18 protein-coding genes are annotated in these 20,128 nt (G+C 42.8%); 11 read left to right on the forward strand and 7 right to left on the reverse strand.

The annotated features are described in order from the left end of the window. Positions 1–275: 275 nt before the first annotated feature. Together QUA58_RS03635 and QUA58_RS03640 are read left to right on the forward strand one after the other, a co-directional pair. Positions 276–662, forward strand: coding sequence for a hypothetical protein (locus QUA58_RS03635; protein WP_333248534.1), 387 nt, complete (start codon positions 276–278; stop codon positions 660–662). Continuing rightward, complete coding sequence (locus QUA58_RS03640; RefSeq protein ID WP_333393064.1) at positions 656–1,477, forward strand: hypothetical protein; 822 nt, start codon at positions 656–658, stop codon at positions 1,475–1,477. Before QUA58_RS03635 ends, QUA58_RS03640 begins: the two co-directional genes overlap by 7 nt. Before the next feature lie 39 nt (positions 1,478–1,516). On the opposite strand, the gene QUA58_RS03645 is transcribed toward QUA58_RS03640, so the two are convergent. Further along, positions 1,517–2,218: a CatB-related O-acetyltransferase gene (locus QUA58_RS03645; protein WP_333393065.1), complete on the reverse strand. Its 702-nt coding sequence runs from the start codon at positions 2,216–2,218 to the stop codon at positions 1,517–1,519. 13 nt (positions 2,219–2,231) lie between these two features. Continuing rightward, positions 2,232–3,176 carry a glycosyltransferase family 2 protein gene (locus QUA58_RS03650; RefSeq protein ID WP_333393066.1) on the reverse strand — a complete coding sequence of 315 codons (945 nt, stop codon included), beginning with the start codon at positions 3,174–3,176 and terminating at the stop codon, positions 2,232–2,234. 493 nt (positions 3,177–3,669) lie between these two features. On the opposite strand from QUA58_RS03650, the gene QUA58_RS03655 reads away from it, so the two are divergent. The 5 genes from QUA58_RS03655 to QUA58_RS03675 all read left to right on the forward strand — a co-directional run bounded on the left by QUA58_RS03655 (position 3,670) and on the right by QUA58_RS03675 (position 9,136). Further along, complete coding sequence (locus tag QUA58_RS03655; RefSeq protein WP_333393068.1) at positions 3,670–4,587, forward strand: glycosyltransferase family 2 protein; 918 nt, start codon at positions 3,670–3,672, stop codon at positions 4,585–4,587. Further along, positions 4,580–5,740, forward strand: coding sequence for a glycosyltransferase family 4 protein (locus QUA58_RS03660; protein ID WP_333393069.1), 1,161 nt, complete (start codon positions 4,580–4,582; stop codon positions 5,738–5,740). Before QUA58_RS03655 ends, QUA58_RS03660 begins: the two co-directional genes overlap by 8 nt. A 100-nt stretch (positions 5,741–5,840) precedes the next feature. After that, the gene (locus QUA58_RS03665; RefSeq protein ID WP_333248523.1) at positions 5,841–7,070 is read left to right on the forward strand and encodes a glycosyltransferase; all 1,230 of its coding nucleotides are present in this window, start codon (positions 5,841–5,843) and stop codon (positions 7,068–7,070) included. Positions 7,071–7,129: 59 nt separating this feature from the next. Then, positions 7,130–8,212, forward strand: coding sequence for an NAD-dependent epimerase/dehydratase family protein (locus QUA58_RS03670; protein ID WP_333248521.1), 1,083 nt, complete (start codon positions 7,130–7,132; stop codon positions 8,210–8,212). A 78-nt stretch (positions 8,213–8,290) separates the two neighbouring features. Beyond that, positions 8,291–9,136, forward strand: a complete 846-nt coding sequence (locus QUA58_RS03675; protein WP_333393070.1) for a WecB/TagA/CpsF family glycosyltransferase — start codon at positions 8,291–8,293, stop codon at positions 9,134–9,136. A gap of 474 nt (positions 9,137–9,610) precedes the next feature. Here the strand turns inward: QUA58_RS03675 and QUA58_RS03680 are convergent, their stop codons facing one another. The 5 genes from QUA58_RS03680 to QUA58_RS03700 form a co-directional block, all read right to left on the reverse strand. Beyond that, a complete protein-coding gene (locus QUA58_RS03680; protein ID WP_333248517.1) occupies positions 9,611–10,621 on the reverse strand; it encodes a class I SAM-dependent methyltransferase in 1,011 nt (336 codons plus the stop codon). Between the two features lie 849 nt (positions 10,622–11,470). Further along, positions 11,471–12,730 (reverse strand): glycosyltransferase, encoded by a 1,260-nt coding sequence (locus tag QUA58_RS03685; protein ID WP_333248515.1) that lies wholly within the window; start codon positions 12,728–12,730, stop codon positions 11,471–11,473. Positions 12,731–13,428: 698 nt separating this feature from the next. Beyond that, positions 13,429–14,388, reverse strand: a complete 960-nt coding sequence (locus QUA58_RS03690) for a DUF362 domain-containing protein (protein WP_333393071.1) — start codon at positions 14,386–14,388, stop codon at positions 13,429–13,431. A gap of 135 nt (positions 14,389–14,523) precedes the next feature. Beyond that, a complete protein-coding gene (locus tag QUA58_RS03695) occupies positions 14,524–14,850 on the reverse strand; it encodes a hypothetical protein (RefSeq protein ID WP_333248512.1) in 327 nt (108 codons plus the stop codon). Positions 14,851–14,970: 120 nt separating this feature from the next. Next, complete coding sequence (locus QUA58_RS03700) at positions 14,971–16,431, reverse strand: aspartate ammonia-lyase (protein ID WP_333393072.1); 1,461 nt, start codon at positions 16,429–16,431, stop codon at positions 14,971–14,973. Between the two features lie 58 nt (positions 16,432–16,489). Between QUA58_RS03700 and QUA58_RS03705 the strand changes: the two genes are divergently transcribed. From QUA58_RS03705 to QUA58_RS03720, 4 genes are all read left to right on the forward strand, one after another. After that, positions 16,490–16,975, forward strand: coding sequence for a hypothetical protein (locus QUA58_RS03705; protein ID WP_333393074.1), 486 nt, complete (start codon positions 16,490–16,492; stop codon positions 16,973–16,975). Between the two features lie 29 nt (positions 16,976–17,004). Further along, complete coding sequence (locus QUA58_RS03710; protein ID WP_333393075.1) at positions 17,005–17,451, forward strand: hypothetical protein; 447 nt, start codon at positions 17,005–17,007, stop codon at positions 17,449–17,451. 247 nt (positions 17,452–17,698) lie between these two features. Further along, positions 17,699–17,983 carry a peptidase gene (locus QUA58_RS03715; RefSeq protein ID WP_333393076.1) on the forward strand — a complete coding sequence of 95 codons (285 nt, stop codon included), beginning with the start codon at positions 17,699–17,701 and terminating at the stop codon, positions 17,981–17,983. Positions 17,984–18,225: 242 nt separating this feature from the next. Then, a complete protein-coding gene (locus QUA58_RS03720; RefSeq protein ID WP_333393077.1) occupies positions 18,226–20,106 on the forward strand; it encodes a hypothetical protein in 1,881 nt (626 codons plus the stop codon). The last annotated feature ends 22 nt before the right edge of the window (positions 20,107–20,128 follow it).

Raw genomic sequence — 20,128 nt, forward strand, 5'->3', positions numbered from 1 at the left:
AAGGCCCTTCGATTGAGTTTATCCTGAGCGGAGCGGTGCCCTGCCCTTCGACTACGCTCAGGAACCGCGAGTTGCTATAAGTTTGAGAAAATTCACAAAAAGCAACAAAAATATTGTATATTTAATCTGTGTTATCATTCCTAAGTCGATTTGAAGACTATTATTAAAATAATCTTTTTAGAGAAGTAGGATTGCAGGAAGTACATTAAATACTTAAAAGTGTTATTGTACGAGGCGAGGCTGGCATACAACGATCAAAAAAGTAGAGTATGTAAATGTCAGAAATATCATTAAACACTGCTGTAGCTTTTATTATTTTCAAACGTCCTGAAGAAACTCAGAGAGTATTCGCAGAAATTCGGAAAGTCAAGCCTCCTAAATTGTTAGTAGTTGCTGATGGATCCCGGCCAGATAGACCTGGAGAGGATCTGCAATGCGCTGCTGCTCGTGCTATTATTGACCAGGTGGATTGGGAATGCGAAATTTTTAGGAATTATGCAGACACTAATTTGGGCTGTCGCGATCGCGTTTCTAGCGGGCTAGATTGGGTGTTTGATACGGTTGAAGAGGCCATTATTATTGAGGATGACTGTCTGCCTGATCCTACATTTTTCCGTTTCGCTGAGGAATTGCTGGAGCGCTACCGAGACGAAAGTTGCTAAATGCACAAAGGCACTTAGAGGGCAATCCTGAGTGTGGATTAGTGGTGATAGTTCCTAAGTTCTTAAGGTGGATGGTTCCGGATGAAGTTGCAGAAATCTGGACAGTACCTATTTCTTTAAAAAATGGTCAGAATTACTATCCCAGTTTCGCCGAGTTTGTTGCAGAAGAAACTAAACGATTTGATGAAATTTATGTCAGTGAAGCTCATTCTCATCCCAGTCAGTTCGACATCACGCGGTTTACTAGAGTACCCACACATAACTTTGAGAACAAAGAAATAAAAATTACTTTTATTTGGCGCGAAGATCGTTTATTAGTGAACCGTGTGCTGTTCCGAGTGGTTAGAAAAATAGATCGACGAGCAATGTCACTGCCATTGCAAAATTTAAAAATTCAGCAGTTATTTGAGAAGATCAAGTTGCAAGTACCAGAAGCAAAATTTGCAGTGGCTGGTCTGGGTACAAAAACTAAGTTCCCAGAATGGATTGAAGATTACAGGGTGGATAGTTTTAATGAAAAAATTGAAAAGGAGATTTGCCACCTTTATTCAGAGAGCCGCTTAATAATTGGTCTTCACGGCTCCAATATGCTGCTACCTTCTGCTCATGCTGGTATGACAATTGATTTGATAGATGAGCGCTGGGGGAACTTTGCCCAAGATATTTTATACCAAGAACGCGACCCTAGAATGGCTACTTTTCGCTATAGATTTTTGCCGTATCAGACTAGCAATGATACGCTGGCATTCATAGCGGCTGTGATGGTTATGAAGTGGTCTAAGTTTAAATCCCAGATGACTGCTGATGTTATATAACCTCGGGCTAATTAGACATACTACCGAACCCGCGATCATTCAACTATTTTCCGTGTTATAAATATGGATAAAGTTGTCAATGTTGTGAAAATCTTTGACATTTTTTCTCAACCATTTTTCATCCTTGTCCCACCACTTAAACTTCAGGAGAAAATCAATCTTTTGTTCATCAAACCTATAGCGAATAAGTTTCGCCGGAATTCCTCCATATATAGCATAAGGTGGCACATCTTTTGTGATAACGGCTCCGGCTGCGATAATGGCTCCATCACCAATTGTTACACCATCTACAACAATAACATTTGAGCCAATCCAAACATCATTGCCGATATGGACAGTTTTTTCCTCTTCCTCAAAATATTTTTGGTCTACAAAAGTTGTCCCTACTAGCCTCTTTGGCGAATAAAATATCGGATGGCTTGAAACAAAATTTCCCACAGGATGTAAGCCTAAGCGAAGGATGCAGTTTGGCCCTATCGAACAAAAATTGCCGACAACACCATTGAAAATTCGCGTATTATCGCGCACATAAGTGTAAGAACCAATGACAGAACCTTCTATGGCTACACGACTAGACACACTAACATTGTGACTGATAGTTGAATTTGTAACCAAAGCCATATAGTCTTGATAAAAATTATTATATTTAAACTTGTTTTTCCACCAATTGACTAAAAATCGCAGATATTCAGTGATTGGATTTTTGAGTATAGAACTGAGAAATGTTGAGAGGTTAGACATGGTTACTAATTACTTAGTGAAGGTTAAATATTGTGTTCCCACATAACTTATTTAATTTTTTCTTAATGCGCCGGATTAATGGGGGATGATAATCATAAAATGTATCTTGAGTGAATTGATCGGCTACAAAATTTCGGATCGCCTGGTTTGGATGTCTTAAAGGGAAGGCCATTGCTTCCGTTGGCATATTACTGTATATACTATCTTCTCCTGAAGTATGAGTGGCTTGACTGCCAAACCCCATATTAGAAATTAAATTTTTTTCTGGAATAATAGCAAGTCCATTTTGAACCCAACAAGTAAAAAGCCATCTAAAAAACCAATTGTTGACAGTTCCATCATAGGAAACTTGAAAAGCGCTATCCCAAACTTTTACAGATTCAGGATTAGCTAATAAATTTTCGAGAAAACCTGCTTCCCGAAGTTGAGGCCATAACTTCATGTCAACATCATAGTATTGCCATGATCTGCGCCAAGTCGCCCATCCCCAACAGTTACTAAAACGCGAAAAATAGTAACTGTCTTCTGTTCTTTTTCTCCCAAATTGTAAATTTACCCCAGCGATTGACATAATCCGTTTGTCATCTCGATAATGCTCTAATAACTGCTCACAAAAAGGGAAGAATGTTGGGTCGGGCAAACAGTCATCTTCGAGAATAATTGCTTCCTCTACGGTATTAAATACCCAGTCGAAACCGCTAGAAATGCGATCCCTGCAACCTAAATTAATCTCTGAATAATTTTTCAGAACCTCACAGTCCCAATCGACCCGATCGATAATTGCACGTACAGCGGCGCACTTTTCAGCTTCCCCAGGTTTGTGGGCACGAGGGCCGTCAGCAATTACTAACAGCTTAGGGGGTTTAACTTGTCGAATCGCCTCGAAGACTTTTTCAGTAGTATCCACTCGATTGAAAACCACAAAAACAATGGGAGTTTTTGTATGATAATGTGGCATTTAAACTGTTCCACTCCAACTATTATAAATATTTTTGCTTAGTAGAATTCATCAATGTTATGAATGTGCTAGGAACCTTGCAGGCTTGGCCTGTTAACTTACAGCAGATTCCACGTTTATGAAGTACCCCGCCTATCCTTCTATCCCCGTAGGGACAAGGCATTGCCGTGTCCCTACACTTCATCAACCTGGAATACGCTGTAAGTTCTAAATTCCAATTTATCACCAAAAAGTTCGCGGGTCAACTATAATACAGCAAGAGTTTACCCAGACCGACTTCTAGGACTGACACTCTTAAACTCTCAAACCTTGATACCCCGACCCCGTTGCCCAAGTGGGGAACTCTTAAAGCCTCCTTGTGAAAGGGCTGTAGCGACTGCGTAAGCCCTAATTTCATTTTTGTAGCGACGGTTGCAACCGCCGAGCGAGTGGTAAAATAAAACACTGTTACTTTTAGCCTTACCTATCGTTAAAAGCAGCAAAATTGGGAATAATGAACCGTACTAAGATCGCCACCCTTTTAACTTGCTTCAACCGCCAACAAAAAACATTAGCTTGCTTAGAGGCACTTTTTAACCAGGCACTTCCAGCCAAAGTAGATATTTCTGCCTATATAGTCGATGATGCCAGCACCGACGGTACCAGCGATGCACTCCGTCAAACCTATCCTCAAGTCAAGATTTTTTCTGGCGATGGGAACCTATTTTGGAACGGGGGAATGCGTCGCGCTTTTAGCGAAGCAATGAAAGACGATCCCGACTACTACCTATGGTTAAATGATGACACTATTATTTATCCAGAAACAGTAAGTGTCTTGCTACAAACAAGTCACAATTTATCAGAAACAGGAGAAACAAAAGCAATCGTTGGCGGTTCAACCTGCGATCCAGAAACTGGTCAAACAACATACGGCGGTGTGGTGCGAAATAACCCTTTGCACCCCTTCCGATATGGTGTCCTAGAACCAACAAAAGAGCCTCAGAGATGCGATACTATGCACGGCAACTGCGTATTAATTCCTCGCAGTGTTGTGCAAAGGGTCGGCAACCTCGATCCGGCTTTTGTCCATTATATTGGTGATTGGGATTATGGTTTACGAGCCAGACAGAAAGGATGTACAGTTTGGATTGCTCCTGGCTATTTAGGCACTTGTTCTCTCAACCCCCAGGTGACCAAAACGGCTGCTGATAATTTAAGTGAAGGATTGGATAAAATGAGCAAACCGAAAGGTTTATCCTTCAAAGATACTACCCTGCAACCGGCTCAAGAGTGGAAAGTATTTACTCAGCGGCATGGTGGCTGGTTGTGGCCAATTTATTGGATGCTACCTTATCGCAGGTTAGTTTGGCTTTCAGTGTTGAGTAAACTGGGATTGACTAAAAACAAAACTCAAGGTGAAGAGGATGGTTGATAGAAATGAACTCCGCATTGCTTGGCTTGTCCCGGAAGTGGAACTGGGAGCTTACTGGCAGCCTGTTTTGAGGGAATTTACAAAAATTTTTAAGAATACTGTATTTTATACTGGTCGTGTTTGGTCTGGGTTCGATCCTACGCTGCCGGGAGCATCGGCAATTCAGTTGGTAGGGGAGACTAAATTTGTGGAGACGGAAAAGATAGAAACAGGATACGATCGCGGATTCATTGTAGTATCGCCTAGTATTATCGGCTATTTGCTAAAATTTAGACCTCATGTGGTGTTTCCCCAAGCTTTCTCTTTGTGGACTGTAATTGTTGCGTTTTTAAAACCGCTACTGAGGTGGAAAATTGCCATTATTTACGATGGCAGTTCCCCAAATACAGACTTTCGAGATTCGAGTTTTAGGACATTTGTTCGCCGCATCCTTGTGCGGTTTGCCGATGCTTTTGTTGCCAATAGCAATGCGGGTAAAAAATATCTGATGGAAGTTCTAAACGTACCGGAGGATAAAATTTTTATCCGAACCTATCTCGTACCTGATGCGGGAGCTTTGCTGAAACGATTGGATCAAACTCAGCGGCCCAACTTGCAGTTGAAACGCCCGATTTTTCTGTATGTAGGGCGCATCACGGCGAGAAAGGGAATTAAAACGCTTTTAGAAGCTTGCGCTATTCTTAAAAATCAAGGTTATATTGATTATTCGCTGTTGATTATTGGCAAGGGAGATCAGCGGGAAGAACTGGAAGCATTTATTAAAGAGTGCGATTTTGAAGAGCAAGTAACGTGGGCGGGATGGGTGGAATATGGAAATTTAGGTGCTTATTTTCAGCAAGCTGATATTTTTGTGTTTCCTACTTTTGAGGATGTCTGGGGTATGGTTGTACCCGAAGCGATGGTGTTGGGAAAACCAGTATTGTGTTCAAATGGTGCTGCTTCCTGTGAGTTAATTAGGTCAGGCGAGAACGGTTATATTTTCGACCCTAGCAGTGCTCAAGAGTTAGCGGGGAAGATGCAAATTTTTATAGATCATCCTGATTTAATTGAGTCGATGGGAGAGCGTTCACGACAGATAATTTCTCAAAAAACTCCGGAAACAGCAGCTAAAGCTTATGTCGAAGTTACATCTTTTTTGATGGAGAATAGGTGAAGCAAGTTCGGCAAGGGATGAGTGTAAATTATTTAAAGGAGGGATGGAAGAGGAAAGAGGGAAAAATTAGTAATTACCAATTAGCAATTACCACTTAGCCATGAAAGTTTTATTATCTGCGTTTGCTTGCGAACCGAATCTCGGCTCCGAAGAGGGAGTAGGATGGAATACTGTTATCCAATCTGCTAAACATCACGAAAGTTGGGTATTTACTCGCACGTTTTGTCGATCGTACATTGAAGCAGAACTAGAACGCAATCCGATGCCCAATCTGCACTTTGTTTATTTCGATCCGTTTGGGTGGAGCGAAGATTGGAAGGGGAAACAAGGATTGCTGCAACTTCACTACTATCTGTGGCAAATCTGGGCTTATTTTATCGCTCGGAAGCTCGATCGCGAAATTGGTTTTGACATAGTACATCACGTAACTTATGTCAAACATTGGTCTCCAAGTTTCCTAGCGCTGTTGCCACATCCTTTTATTTGGGGGCCTGTGGGGGGTGCAGAAGCAGCACCAAAGGCTTTTTGGCAAGATTTTAGCCGCCGGGGCAAAATTTACGAAACGCTGCGGGCATTGGCTCAAAGCGTAGGAGAACGCGATCCGTTTGTGGGTCTGACGGCGCGCCGCAGTGCCGTGGCACTGGCGACTACGGAAGAAACCGCAGCCAGACTGCGATTTCTCAAAGCAAAAAATGTGAAGATTTTTTCACAAGTCGGTTTATCGCAGCAGGAAATTCAAGAATTAGAGAAATTTCCTACCCCGCCGGATCAACCAATTAGATTCATCAGTGTTGGTCGTCTCTTACACTGGAAAGGGGTGCACTTAGGACTCCGTGCATTTGCGGAGGCGAAGCTGGAACAATCGGAATACTGGATTGTCGGAGACGGCCCGGAAAGGCAGCGTTTGGAAGCTTTGGCCACAGAATTGGGACTGGCAAATAAAGTATTGTTTTGGGGAACTTTATCTCGCACTGAAACTCTTTCTAAAATGGGGGAGTCTCACGTTCTCCTCCATCCGAGTTTGCATGACTCTGGCGGTTTTGTGTGCACGGAAATGATGGGCGTTGGCCGTCCGACGATTTGTTTGGATTTGGGGGGGCCGGCTACTCAAGTGACTGATCAAACGGGGATTAAAGTGGCTGCTACTGACCCCGATTGCACTGTTCAAGGTCTAGCAGAAGCTATAGTGTGTTTAGCCCAAGATCGTGAATTGCGATCGCGCTTGGGTCGATCGGGTCAAACGCGCGTCAGGGAAATCTATGATTGGGATGTTAAAGGTCTATTCTTTGCTCAATTGTGCGAAGATGTATTCGACGGAAAATCAGAATAACTTCTGATTGGTTCGATCGGGCAAAACAAAGAAAACTATATTTTTTCAGGCGGTGAAACGTGGGCGTTGCAATCATTACTGGCTCGGCGGGTTTAATTGGCTCTGAGGCGTGTCAGTTCTTTGCCAAACAAGGCTTAGATATAGTTGGCATCGACAATAATATGCGCCAATTCTTTTTTGGCGCTGATGGTTCTACAAACTGGAACCGCCAACTGCTCGAAAAGTCCTTGGGTACCAAGTATTATCACTTAGATGTGGACATTCGCGACTATGAAGCGATTACCAATATCTTTCAGCGGTACGGCGAGTCGATCGAATTAGTAATTCACACAGCAGCCCAGCCCAGCCATGATTGGGCTTCCCGTGCTCCGAAAATAGACTTTACAGTCAATGCCAACGGCACTCTCAATCTTCTAGAAGTAACTCGCTTATACTGTCCTAAAGCGGTTTTCATTTTCACTTCTACAAATAAAGTATACGGCGATACACCCAACAAATTGCCTTTAGTTGAATTAGAACACAGGTGGGAAATTGAACCAGGTCACACTTATGAAAGCGGCATTCGGGAGGATATGTCGATCGATCAGTGCCTGCACAGTTTGTTTGGTGCTTCTAAGGTAGCTGCTGACATTTTAGTTCAAGAATACGGTCGATATTTTGATATGAACACCGCTTGTTTTCGTGGCGGCTGTTTGACGGGACCAAATCACTCTGGCGCTCAATTGCACGGCTTCCTCGCCTACTTGATGAAGTGTGCTGTCACGGGAACTCCTTACACTGTGTTTGGCTACAAAGGCAAGCAAGTTCGCGATAACATTCACAGCGCGGATTTAATTTCGGCATTTTATGAATTTTATAAAGCTCCCAGAAGTGCCCAAGTTTATAATACAGGAGGAGGCCGGTACAGCAATTGTTCGATGTTAGAAGCTATCCAGATGTGCGAGGCAATTGCGGAACGCAAGTTTAATTGGACTTATGCTGAAGGGAATCGCATTGGCGATCACATTTGGTGGATTAGCGACAATTCAAAATTTTCCAGTCACTATCCCAACTGGAAAATGAAATATGACGTTAAACAAATCTTACAGGAGATTTATGAATGTAACCGCGAGCGTTGGCTGAAAGAGGATTCCAATGATTGAGCGGGGCAAAAAGAATGTGCTTGGAATTTCGGTAAACGATTGAAGAATGCAACGTTAAACAAATCTTAGGGGAGATTTATGAGTGTAACTGCGAGCGTTGACTTAAAGAGGTGCTCCATGATTGATAAAGGGAAAAAGAATGTACTGGGCATATTAGTAAATGCCGTTAATTATGAAGCGGCTGTTAGCAAAATTATTGCGGCAGCCAGCGCCGGAAAACCAATGTCAGTTTCTGCCCTAGCGGTTCACGGGGTAATGACTGGGGTTCTCGACAGCACTCATCGTTATCGGATTAATCACATTGACTTAGTATTGCCAGACGGACAGCCGGTCAGGTGGGCTTTAAATTGGCTATACCATACGGAATTGCCCGATCGAGTTTGCGGGCCGAATGCGATGTTACAAATCTGCGAACGTGCTGCAGAAGAAGGATTACCTATCTATTTGTACGGCTCTCAAGCTTGTGTACTGGAAGCTTTATCTCGCAATCTCTGCCAGCGTTTTCCCAAGTTAATTATTGCTGGAACTCAGCCTTCTAAATTTAGGCAAGTTTCGCCCCAAGAGAAACAAGAAATTGCACAGCAAATTCGCAACAGCGGTGCAGCAATTACTTTTGTCGGTTTGGGGTGTCCCCGGCAAGAAGTCTGGGCTTACGAATACCGGGACGACTTATCAATGCCGTTGATTGCTGTAGGTGCTGCTTACGATTTTCATGCGGGTAATTTGGCTAAAGCTCCTGACTTTTTATCTAAAATAGGTTTGGAATGGCTGTTTCGGATGATTAAGGAACCTCGGCGCCTTTGGCAGCGGTATGTTTTTTTGAATCCGCTTTATATCTGGCTGTTTTTGCTACAAGCTTTGAAAATTAAACACTTCGACCCCACAGACGCCACGCCGCCTGTAGAAGAAGTATTATATGGTTGAAATTTAAAAGTTTCTGGTGAATTATGGGTGCTCACAAGTAAAAAGTAAAAAAGCAAACACATCGTAATTAATCGTTTTGAGGTACAACTACGATCGCATATTCAAGAAAATTTATATCAAATCCGGTGGCATCCGCATTATAGTGGGAGCTTAAGATCTCGCTACCCAAATCGCGAGATCTTAAGCTCCCACTGACATGATCGAAATATATTATTCCGATGCCGCCGGAAACGATATTACGCCAGAAAACAATTTTTACATTATCTCTGTGGTAAGCTGCGGACTGCACACCTTAAATACAAAGTTTGTGCGTCAGTCTCGATCGAGTCAGGTGGATTGCTGGGTCAATAGTCGCATTTGGTTTGACTATACTCCTGGCATCGGCGATCATCGCAGGGAATCGCAAAAGTATGGTGAGTGTGTAACCAAACTTGATAATCAAACCAAAAGTTTATTGCCCTTCCCTCGATCTGGCTATGGCTTTTGTGCCACAATCCGGATCGAATCGTACTTGTTTTCATCAGCAGCCAAAATTGTTTTTAGCAGTAGCTTCCAAGCTTGGACTTTACTGTTTTCTTTGGGCTTTACTATCTGATGAGATGCCATTGAATCGAACACACTGAAAATTTTTATTTCATCATTAATCCAACTGTTCTCAAATTGGCGATAGTAGCCATTAAACTGGGTAGAAACTATCTCAAATCCTACTTTTTCACAGATAGCGCGAAAGCTCTGTGGTGTGAAAAAATACAAATGCCTTGGTACATCTAGATGCATCCATGAAATCCCTGATGACTTCAGCCCAATACAAGAGTTATTTGGTACTTCCATCACCAATTTGCCGCCATCCACGAGCAACTGCATGGCATTGCGGAGTGCAAGTAAAGGATCTCTGGTATGTTCTAGTACGTGGTTCATCACAATTATGTCGTACTGTCTAGACTTGACTTCCGGAGGCAAAGATTCAGCAGTACCATCAAATACATTAAGACCTCGCTGCTGTGCCAAAACCAAAGCTTGTTGATCGGGTTCTACGCCCCAGACTTTGTGACCATCAGCTTGCAGTTCTTGCAGCAGGTGTCCGTTGGCGCAACCAATTTCTAAGATCGAGGAGGAAGCAGTCCCGAACTGTTGCTTCCACCATTTACTTGTGACATCTACTCCGCGATCGAAACGCCAAGCTAGATGGGTACGCAATTTATCGAAGAAGGAAATAGAAGAGGCAGATACGAAGCCTGTAAAGTCTATATGGTGAGTATAATACTCATCAATGTCGTAGAAGCTGGCGATTTGGTTGAGTTCGGGTAGAGGATGAATGCATCCAAGTTGTGACTTTTCGCACCAGTACAATTGAAATGACTCTTGGTTTCGAGGTCTGCGCCAATCACCGGGTATTAATAGCCACGGTTTCATACTCTGTCCCGATATCGGACAGGCGACGGTAGGGCTTAAGCACTGTTGACTTTGCTGCATTTTAGTTTTCATTACTTAGGTACTGGACGTACTAATAACCACTCATGTTAGATCAATCCGGGACATTATGTGTCAGTGATAATTGCGGGATACTAAACACAGCAGATGAATGCCTAAAACTTATGAAATTTTGGGAATACAATTGCTAAGGCGTGGTTTTCAGGTAACATCCAATTTAAGCTAACGCATTTAACTTACTCTATTAATACTTCGGACAGTTTTATATCTAATCTAGTCTCCGAAACCCAGACGGGCTATATGGTGGACTATTATTTCAAGGTTTAAGTAAGCGCGCTAAGTTTCCTAAAATGCATTAAAAATGGCAGGGCTTTCTCGCGATCGGCTTACAGGGCCGTTAAAAAACTGTCCGAAGTATTGCTCTATCAGTTTTTATGAAAAATTACACCTTCCACTAGCTGGCTGTGAGTAAGTTTTTCTATTGTCAATAATTCAGCAATAATTCAAGTATAAATTAAGTTATCAATAGGGTAGGTCTCTAGGCTATGATACTAATAAAAGCTTTTGTGCATATAGCTAAATAATGAAGCAGTTGATTTAACAAGATTTAAACTAAAACCCCTGTTAGTTTTGCCTGTTCCGGTGGAAAGGAAAATGAGTTGGTCGCTCAATGGTTTAGAGTTGCTGTGGGAGCTGCTAGTTGCCCAGAAAATTTAACCCGTTAAATGAGGCTTGAGAACCTATGGAAGAAGTGCGATCGCCCAGTCGAGTTTGATGCTATTAAGTTTGAAAAAAACATCTAAATCTAATGGCGATCGATCACTTCAACCATTGCCTTTACAAGACCTCCGATTTCCGTGGCTACCTTAATGAAACCTGTCTCAATCATAGGCAGAAGGATTCTTAAGGCAGTTGACTGTACGCCAAAACCATATCTGGAGCATCACATACTTGACTTTCGGTGACTGGATTAGACCGCGTTGAGTAGGCAATAGCCTGCATATGTTTTACGCGAGCTTGAAAAGTCTTCTCAAATGTGTGCTGTTGAGCAAACTTCAGCGACTTGAACGACATCGATTTAATTTCTTCCCGTTTGTGGCTGAGTTCTGCAATTTTTTTCGCCATCTGTTTAGGCTGATTCATTGGCACCACCCATCCTGTCTCAGACATTTCTGCAATTCCCTGGAAGGCTTCGTTAGCATACCCTACGATCGGCACGCCAGCAGCCATAGTTTCTATGTAAGTACAAGAAGGATCGCCCTGCCGGTGACAGCAAACAAACAAATCAATATTGTTCTTAACAAAGGGGAAAAAATCTGTTTTAAAGTCAGGCACTCCGAGCATTTTCACACAATCATTAAGTTGATTGGCAGCTATTTGCTGGTGCATCATCTCTTCTAAGTCACCAATACCACTGATGAACATTTCAAATTTCACCTTCAGTTGTTTGAGTTCTTTAGCGACCTCAAGTAAATGATCGGCCCCTTTCATCTTAATTAAGCGACCGGAGAATACTAGCCGGAGAGGCATATCTTGAGAGCGGTTTTCAGTGCGCCGTTCAATGTCAGCTTCTGTTGCTAACATATCCTCTTTAATCCGCGTGTCCAGGAACAACTGTGGGTTGGGATTGAGATGCTTGTATTCTTGGTATGTAGGGGTGCCGTTGCACTGCAATCCCTCTGCCATTGCGATCGCCTTGCGCTGCTTATATTCCTGACTGTAAGTCCAGATTATTCTCCGCAAGCGGATCAAGGGATTTCTCGTACTCACATTCACTATCTGTTTGCGAGTTTTGAGACTGTATTCGGAAACGTAAATACACGGTACTCCCGCTATTTTACACACTTTACTGATATGGTTCTGTCTGTATTCCGGGGCTGCCAATACCAGTGAACTCTGATGCTGATGTAGTAAAGCTGGGGTGATTTGGTCAAAAGAAATTATTTCCAGTTTGAATGGCAATTGATCAAGTTTGAATATTTTTGAATCTATCTGGTCGTTGTCTTCTTGGGTTTCTTCCATCATCACCGTAATGGAACCCAACCAATACTGGGCTAACTCACCAACTGCTTCAATCAACTTACGGGTGAGTAAAACTTCACCGTTTGGCAAAATCTTAGCTTTGAGTGGCTGTACGATGGTCAGATTGTGGTTAGTAAGCATGGTTAGGTACTTCCTGGTTTTAAGCTTTTACTGATGCGGTAGTGAATCTTTGCTGTACTTGGCAAGGGCTGTTGATCGATCTATATAACAGACATCTACGGAATTTAAATTTCGCCGCCTGATACGAGAAGCATTTCAGACTCTGTTTCGGAGATATCTAATACTTAAGATGGATCCAGCAACTGGATTAGACGTGTATTATTTAAGGTGATGTCTGTTTGATATGTCGCAATCATCTGCGATCTACGTACAAGTGTCAATAGCCTTTTACGAGATTTACTGAATCTTTATAATTGAGCGGTCAATTATAAAGAAAAACGCAATTTTAGGGTAAATTTGGTTAAAACAAGGGCTGTTATAAGTGTTTATACTTAAGTGAAAACCTCTAACTGCTTCTAGCTAGCAAGCATGAGCGCGAGTTGCGAATACGGGGAAACAAATGCTTTAAGTAAATCGGCTCGAAAAAACGCCTCTATCTAAACGAGGGCAAAGTCTCCAAATGATCTCTACTGGCTGACTTAAACTTGTTTACATAGTGTTACATTATGCGGTTTAATCCTGCCTACCTACTGAAACCATAGAATTACAACAGATTTATTAAAAGTTTACATAAATAAATATGTTGTAACATAATATTTCTTTACGATTCAAGGCGAAGCAGAAGGAATAAAAAAGAAATTTTACCCCTTCTCTCTTCGCTAATGCGAAGCCTTGATGCTGAACTTTTCTTTAATAAACCGGATATAAAGGTGCTTAAAGGCTGACTTAATCACCCGAGGCATACCAAAGTCGATCGGCATCATGCTTTCTGGCAACTTCCAATCCAAAACCTTGAGAGTTTCCGGGTGCGACAGCGGAAAATCGAGATCCTCTAAATTCGAGCAAAGTCCCAATCTCATCGCCGCAGCTACAGTCGGAACCAGCGCCGGATCGACATTAATGATTTCCACTAAAGTTCTGTCCAGCGCAAACACATCACTCGACGCGCCCAAAATCCCTAAAAATTTTGGTTCGCCGCCGCTGGGCCCGTTACCTTCGTGACCGATTATACCGTCTAAAATCGTCAGATTTGGGTTAATTGTTCGGGCCGTTTCTACCAGCATTTGACCGAATCTGGCGCTATCTTTGCCGGCTTCCATATGCCACCAAGCCTTCATTTTCCCCGGTACGCAGCCGAACAAGTTTTTTACGCCCATTGTCACGGTTAATTGAACGTGAGATTTGAGTTTGGGCAAGTTAATCACGACATCTGCTTCCATTGCTTCTTTGCAAATTCGGAGATGATTGAAATCTTCGCTGACTGTTTCGTAGCGTTTTCCTTGAAACTCAACTACTGGCAAATTCAGTTCTTCTAACAGTGGCAAATAACCGTTGGCTTTAGCTACACCCATCGCGCTGCCAAAAGCCGGACTGTCGCCTAAAAACGGTTTTCCTCCCGCTTCAATGACCATTTTAGCAACACAGTAAACCAATTCCGGGCGGGTGACACATTCTTTGGTAGGGCGAGAACCGGTGAGGAGATTGGGTTTGAGAAGAACCCGATCGCCCGATTTGACAAAAGCCGACATTCCGCCCAGGGGTGCGAGCAAATTTTCTACAGATGTTTGCAGGATTTGGCGATCGTATGAATCGGCCCTAATTAAACTAACAGAAGACATGATGTTATTGGTTATTGGTTATTGGTTATTTGTTATTTGTTATTTGAGATGGGGCATTAGTAATTGATAATTGGTAATTACAACAAATTACCAATGATTAATCCTCATATTCAATCCCCCATACCCCATGCCCCATTATGTATTCATCGGCAATCTGCCAGAAGCAGCCCGCTGCATCGTACTAACTCGCATGGAATTCGAGAAAATTCCTTGGCCTTGAAGTTCCGGGATAGCAGGTTTAATTTCCACTTTCACCAAGCGGGCAGTGCAGATAAAAACTGTTTGATCGACTAAATGAAAAGTCAACCAAGGTTGATTTAATAAATTCAGCACTTCCTCTTGAAATTCTTGTGCAGGCATCGGGATAGTAAAGGTTTCCGTGTGACCTTCCACATAATGAAATGTCACTTGAGTTGTGTTCTCTTTATCTTGAGTTAATTGACCAAAGGAACCTGCGCGCATAAATTTTGCTCCCAAACTTTAGAGTTGAAAAGATTAAGACGGCGGTTGAAACCGCGTCTTGTCAAACTAAGTCCACCTCCGTGGACTGAAGAAAATAATGTAATTTTAACCGCCCAACCTTCAACCTGCGGAGGCTGGTTTTGTTTGAAAAGAAGCGGTTGAAACCGCCCGATTTTCTGGCATCGCACTCATTTTCTCTAAATCTAGAACTTTTGCCAAGTCTTCTGCACTCATTAAACCCTGTTCTAGCACAATTTGCCGTAAAGATTTTCCCGTTTCTAGGGATTCTTTGGCGACGGCGGCGGCGTTGAGATAGCCGATGTGAGTGTTGAGGGCGGTAACGAGGGCGAGACTACCTTCAGCATAAGCGAGACACCGATCGCCCTTAGCTTCAATTTTGGCGAGGCATTTTGTCCTCAGCGCGCTGATGGTATTGCCCAAAATTTCGATGCTGTGAATCAGATTGTAGGCGATTAAGGGCATCATCACGTTCAATTCTAATTGTCCTGCTTGGGCGGCCAGGGCGATCGCGCTATCGTAACCCATAACTTGAAAACACACCATCGAAGTCATTTCTGCCATCACAGGATTGTATTTTCCCGGCATAATTGACGAACCAGGTTGCACCGGAGGCAGTTGAATTTCCTTGAAACCCGTTTTCGGCCCCGAGTCCATCAAACGCAAGTCATGGGACATTTTAACGCAATCCTGAGCGAGATTTCGCAGCGCACCGGAGACATTTACAAACGGTGCCATACTCTGCATCGCTGCCATTAAATGCGGTGCTGGTTTTAGGGGGTGGTCGATTAATTCTGAGAGAATTTCAGCAACTTTTTGAGAGTATTCAGGGTGAGTATTTAAGCCTGTTCCTGCCGCACTTCCCCCCAATCCCAGAGATGTCAAATCATCGGATGCCCTGTCAATTCTCAAGGTATGTTCTCTGAGAATTTGCGCCCAAGCGCCGAAGGTGTCGCCGAGTCGAACCGGCACAGCATCTTGCATATGAGTGCGGCCGGATTTAACAATATTTTTGAATTCTTCTGCTTTGTTTTCTAGGGCGACTACGGCATCCGACAAAGCCGGAAACAGAGTCTTTTCTAACGCCAACAATCCGCCGATCCGAATCGCAGTCGGAATCACATCATTGGTAGATTGACCGTAGTTTACATGATCGTTGGGACTGACTCGCTTGTAGTTGCCTTTTTCATCGCCCATAATTTCCAAAGCGCGATTGGAAAGAACTTCATTGACGTTCATGTGGTGAGAAGTTCCCGCGCCTGCTTGGTAAACATCAACTACAAATTGATCGCGCAAATTTCCTGCTAAAACTTCATCAGCAGCTTGGATCAGTGCTTGGCTGATATCTTCAGGAATGCAGCCGAGTTTACCGTTGACTATCGCTGCAGCTTTTTTAATTAAAACGCAAGCATCGACGTAAGTTGATAAAGGTTTGATACCGCTAATTGGAAAATTTTCAACGGCGCGCAGAGTTTGAATGCCGTAGTAAACGGTAGAAGGGATTTGTTTGTCTCCCATTGAGTCGCTTTCGGTGCGGTAGGTAATGGCTGGCTGTTGCGTCATATCGTTTGGTTTGTGATAATTAGGAAGTGTACAATTTTTTTGTAACAGCGTGTTCTGGGTGTTTTTACTTTACCGCACCCGCTGGCGACTGTACAGTAGCATAAATTGCGATCGCCCAAAATTATCCCACATCCTAGGGTTGAATCTCAAATCTCGAATCTCAAATCAAGTCTGGGGCGAGGGTGAGGGCGAAAGGGCAGTTTACAAAAAGCTAAAATTGATTAGAAAGGGCGATCGCACGCAGACAGGAATGCTTAGCTATAATCGTACCAGTCAATCATTTCAGACTAAGAGTGAAACTCATAAACAAACCAGCAAAAACTTTCAAACAGCTAAATATTTTGATAATCTGCTTAATTGTCTCTGCAATTTTTTCGGCTTCATTAACTGTCAACTGTCAACTGTCAACTGTCAACTGTTAATCCCGTGCCCTCTCGAAGATGACAGCGCTAGCAGCACGATCCTTTTGGGCTGGCTGCTAACTGCGATTAATTGCAAAAATTGCCGTTTTAGCGATGTATCTGCTGGTTTTATGGCAAAATAGATTGTAGTATTAATTTTTTAGGAGTTTTCATGGCTCGTTTCAATCCAATCCTTGTCCTCAGTGCCGTCACCCTTGTAGCTTTGGCTGGTTGCGGCGACAACCAAGCATCCACTCCGCCAACCGCACCTTCACCGGTTCCCTCTGCTACTACTACTACTACTACTACTACCAGCGGATCTGAGAAACCAGTATCTCCTGCTAGCTATCCAGAGTTAATGAGTGTAGTTACTAATACCAAAGCAGCAGTTGAGACTGGTGATTTCGTCAAAGCCAAAACCGAATTTGACAAGTTTGAAACTTCCTGGGATAAAGTCGAAGATGGCATCAAAGCTAAAGAACCTAAAAACTACGAGGCCATTGAAGAAACTACAGAAAAAGTAACAGACGAACTCAAAAAAGCTCAGCCTAGCAAAGACCTAGTGCTGGCTCAATTGCAGTCGCTAGAAAAGACCATCGCTAGCATTCCTCAACCCTAGATTTAAGTGCTAATTTGAGTGGGGATCATCTCAGTTTTGCATTTATAGTGCGAGCTTAAGAACTCGCGAGTAGAATACGCGAGTTCTTAAGCTCGCACTATAATAAAAAAAAGCTTTTTGCAAAACTGAGATGCTCCCATTTGAGTGTTTGTTTCTAGTGCGACGTTCGCCGTAATTGCTCAGAAACAAACACTCAATTTATGCTCACTCATTATATAAATTGAGAAACACTCAACTTTCAACCGTTATGAAAAAAGCATTTCGCAAGTACCATCGCATTCTAGCTATAATTGTTTTTTTACCAATTACCCTCACTGTGTTGACTGGAATGGCAGCAACGATGGGCCGGGAGTGGCCGATTAGCACAGGAATTTCATCGAGATTATTGTTGAAAATTCATACAGGTGAAATTTTTAACCTGCAAGCAATTTACCCGATTTTAAATGGATTGGGAATGCTTGGCTTGCTGGTGACAGGTTTAAGTATGTCGGGTTTGTTTGGCAGAAGAAAGCAGCCAACCTCTAACGATTAAAAGCAAAGATACGAGCAACTGATGAAGGACTTGAGGACGACTATTGAACCGGGTAATTTTAGGGTAGCAAATATGAGCTTAAAAATCAAAACAAATAACCTATGTACGGTTCCGGTTCATCGTACCGTAACTGTTGAACCAAATTTCTTGATTTTGTAACAAAAGTTTAAGTTCCGCATCCCGTAAAATTGTTATATTTGGGTTGCCAAAACAATTTTGAAGCGGGCGCACTATCAAACATTATGTCGCGTTACCCAAGCATAGATAACGTTATCAGCCTCCAACAGGCACTCGAAGGAATAATTGTTGAAGATTTAAAAAAGCTCAAAGCATTATTACCCGATCCTCGTAAATTAACCCGTAAAGCGGATCTTGTTGATGGAATTAGATCGCAATTGCTGGGAGATCACCTTCGGATAGTGTGGGCGAAATTAGACGACCTCCAAAAAGCGGCTGTAGCTGAAGTTATACATGGAGAGGACGGCTATTATTTTCCTGACATATTTAGGGCGAAATACGGAGAATCAGCAAATTTTGGAACAATCGATCGCTATGGAACTAACAGAGAACCATCACTGTTATGCTTGTTTATTTATGGCAACCAGATTCCTTACGATCTACAAGAAATATTGCTGAAATTTGTGCCAAAGCCCAAAAAAGCGACCTTGGATCATAGTGGTGAAACAGTAAAAAATCATGTTAAACTCAGCGTCCAAAGATATAACTACAGTACAAGGGAAAAAGATATAGAAGAATACGATATTCCCTTGACTTCTTGTGAAACACAGTTGACAGCTACAAAGGATTTAGCGGCTGTTTTGCGTTTGATTCAGTCGGGAAAAGTTACTGTTAGCGAGAAAACTGCTTTACCTAGTGCTGGAAGTGTAAAAGCGATCGCCTCTATATTGCAAGGCGGTGATTTTTATAATGAGGAACAGCGTCAAATTACCCTAGCGAAGGATAGCGACTATGATGATGAAGTATTCGCTGAACTCGGTAGCATCAAGCCCTTTGCTTGGATAATGATAGCGCAAGGGAGCAAGTTCGCGGAACGATCGGGCAAAAAGCTAGTTTTGACGAAAGCGGGACTGAAAGCCTTACAAGAATCACCCGCCAAAGGTTTACAAACAGCATGGAAGCGCTGGTTAAAGACAAAAATCTTTGATGAATTTCGCCGCATTGATGCGATCAAAGGACAAACTGGGAGGGGCGCAAATGGCATGACGGATGTGGCGTGGCGCAGAGATGCGATCGTCTCTGTACTCGCAGAATGTCCTGTGGGTAAGTGGATTTTGTTTCATGATTTTAGTAAATATCTAGTCGCAACGGGCCATAGATTTGAGGTGACGGAGGAACCCTACTGTTTATATATTGGTGAAGCTGGGTATGGAAGCTTATCAGAATTGGATGGCCATAGTTGGCCGATTCTGGAAGAACGATATATGCGCTGTTTTTTGTTTGAGTATGCTGCTACTTTGGGAATAATTGATGTTGCATACGTCGATCCGTTCCTCATACCAAGTGATTATGACTATCTTTGGGGAACCGACTATCTGGAATTCCTGAGTCGTTATGATGGCTTAGTATATTTTCGATTGACGAGTTTGGGGGCTTATTGTTTGGGCTTGACGGATCAGTATACTCCGCCAGTAATTGAGGTTCGTCAAACGCTGAGGGTATTGCCGAATCTAGAAATTATTGCAGCCGGAGATGGTGTCGAGACATCTGATGCGATCGTCCTGGATATCTATACTAAAAAGGTGTCGGATGTTGTGTGGCGACTCGATCGCCCAAAAATCTTCGCAGCCATTGAAAACGGATATCTATTAACTGAGTTTACAGAGTTTTTGGACGCCAGAAGTATTGAACCGCTACCGCAAACTGTGCAGCAATTTCTAACGGATGTTACAGAGCGATCGAATAGCGTGCAAGATATAGGTAGTGTCAGGTTGATCGAATGTACTACCGCCCATTTAGCATTGCTGATTGCGAATGATTCCCGTACTAAAAAGTTCTGTCAGTTGGCGGGCGATCGCACTTTAGCCGTTCCATTGGGCCAGGAAACTAAATTTCGCACCGCCCTGCGGCAAATGGGCTATGTTTTGCCGCAGAGTGATAAATAATACACCTGATATTATAGCCTTT

This window comes from Microcoleus sp. N9_A1 (assembly GCF_036701795.1).
GTDB lineage: Bacteria > Cyanobacteriota > Cyanobacteriia > Cyanobacteriales > Microcoleaceae > Microcoleus.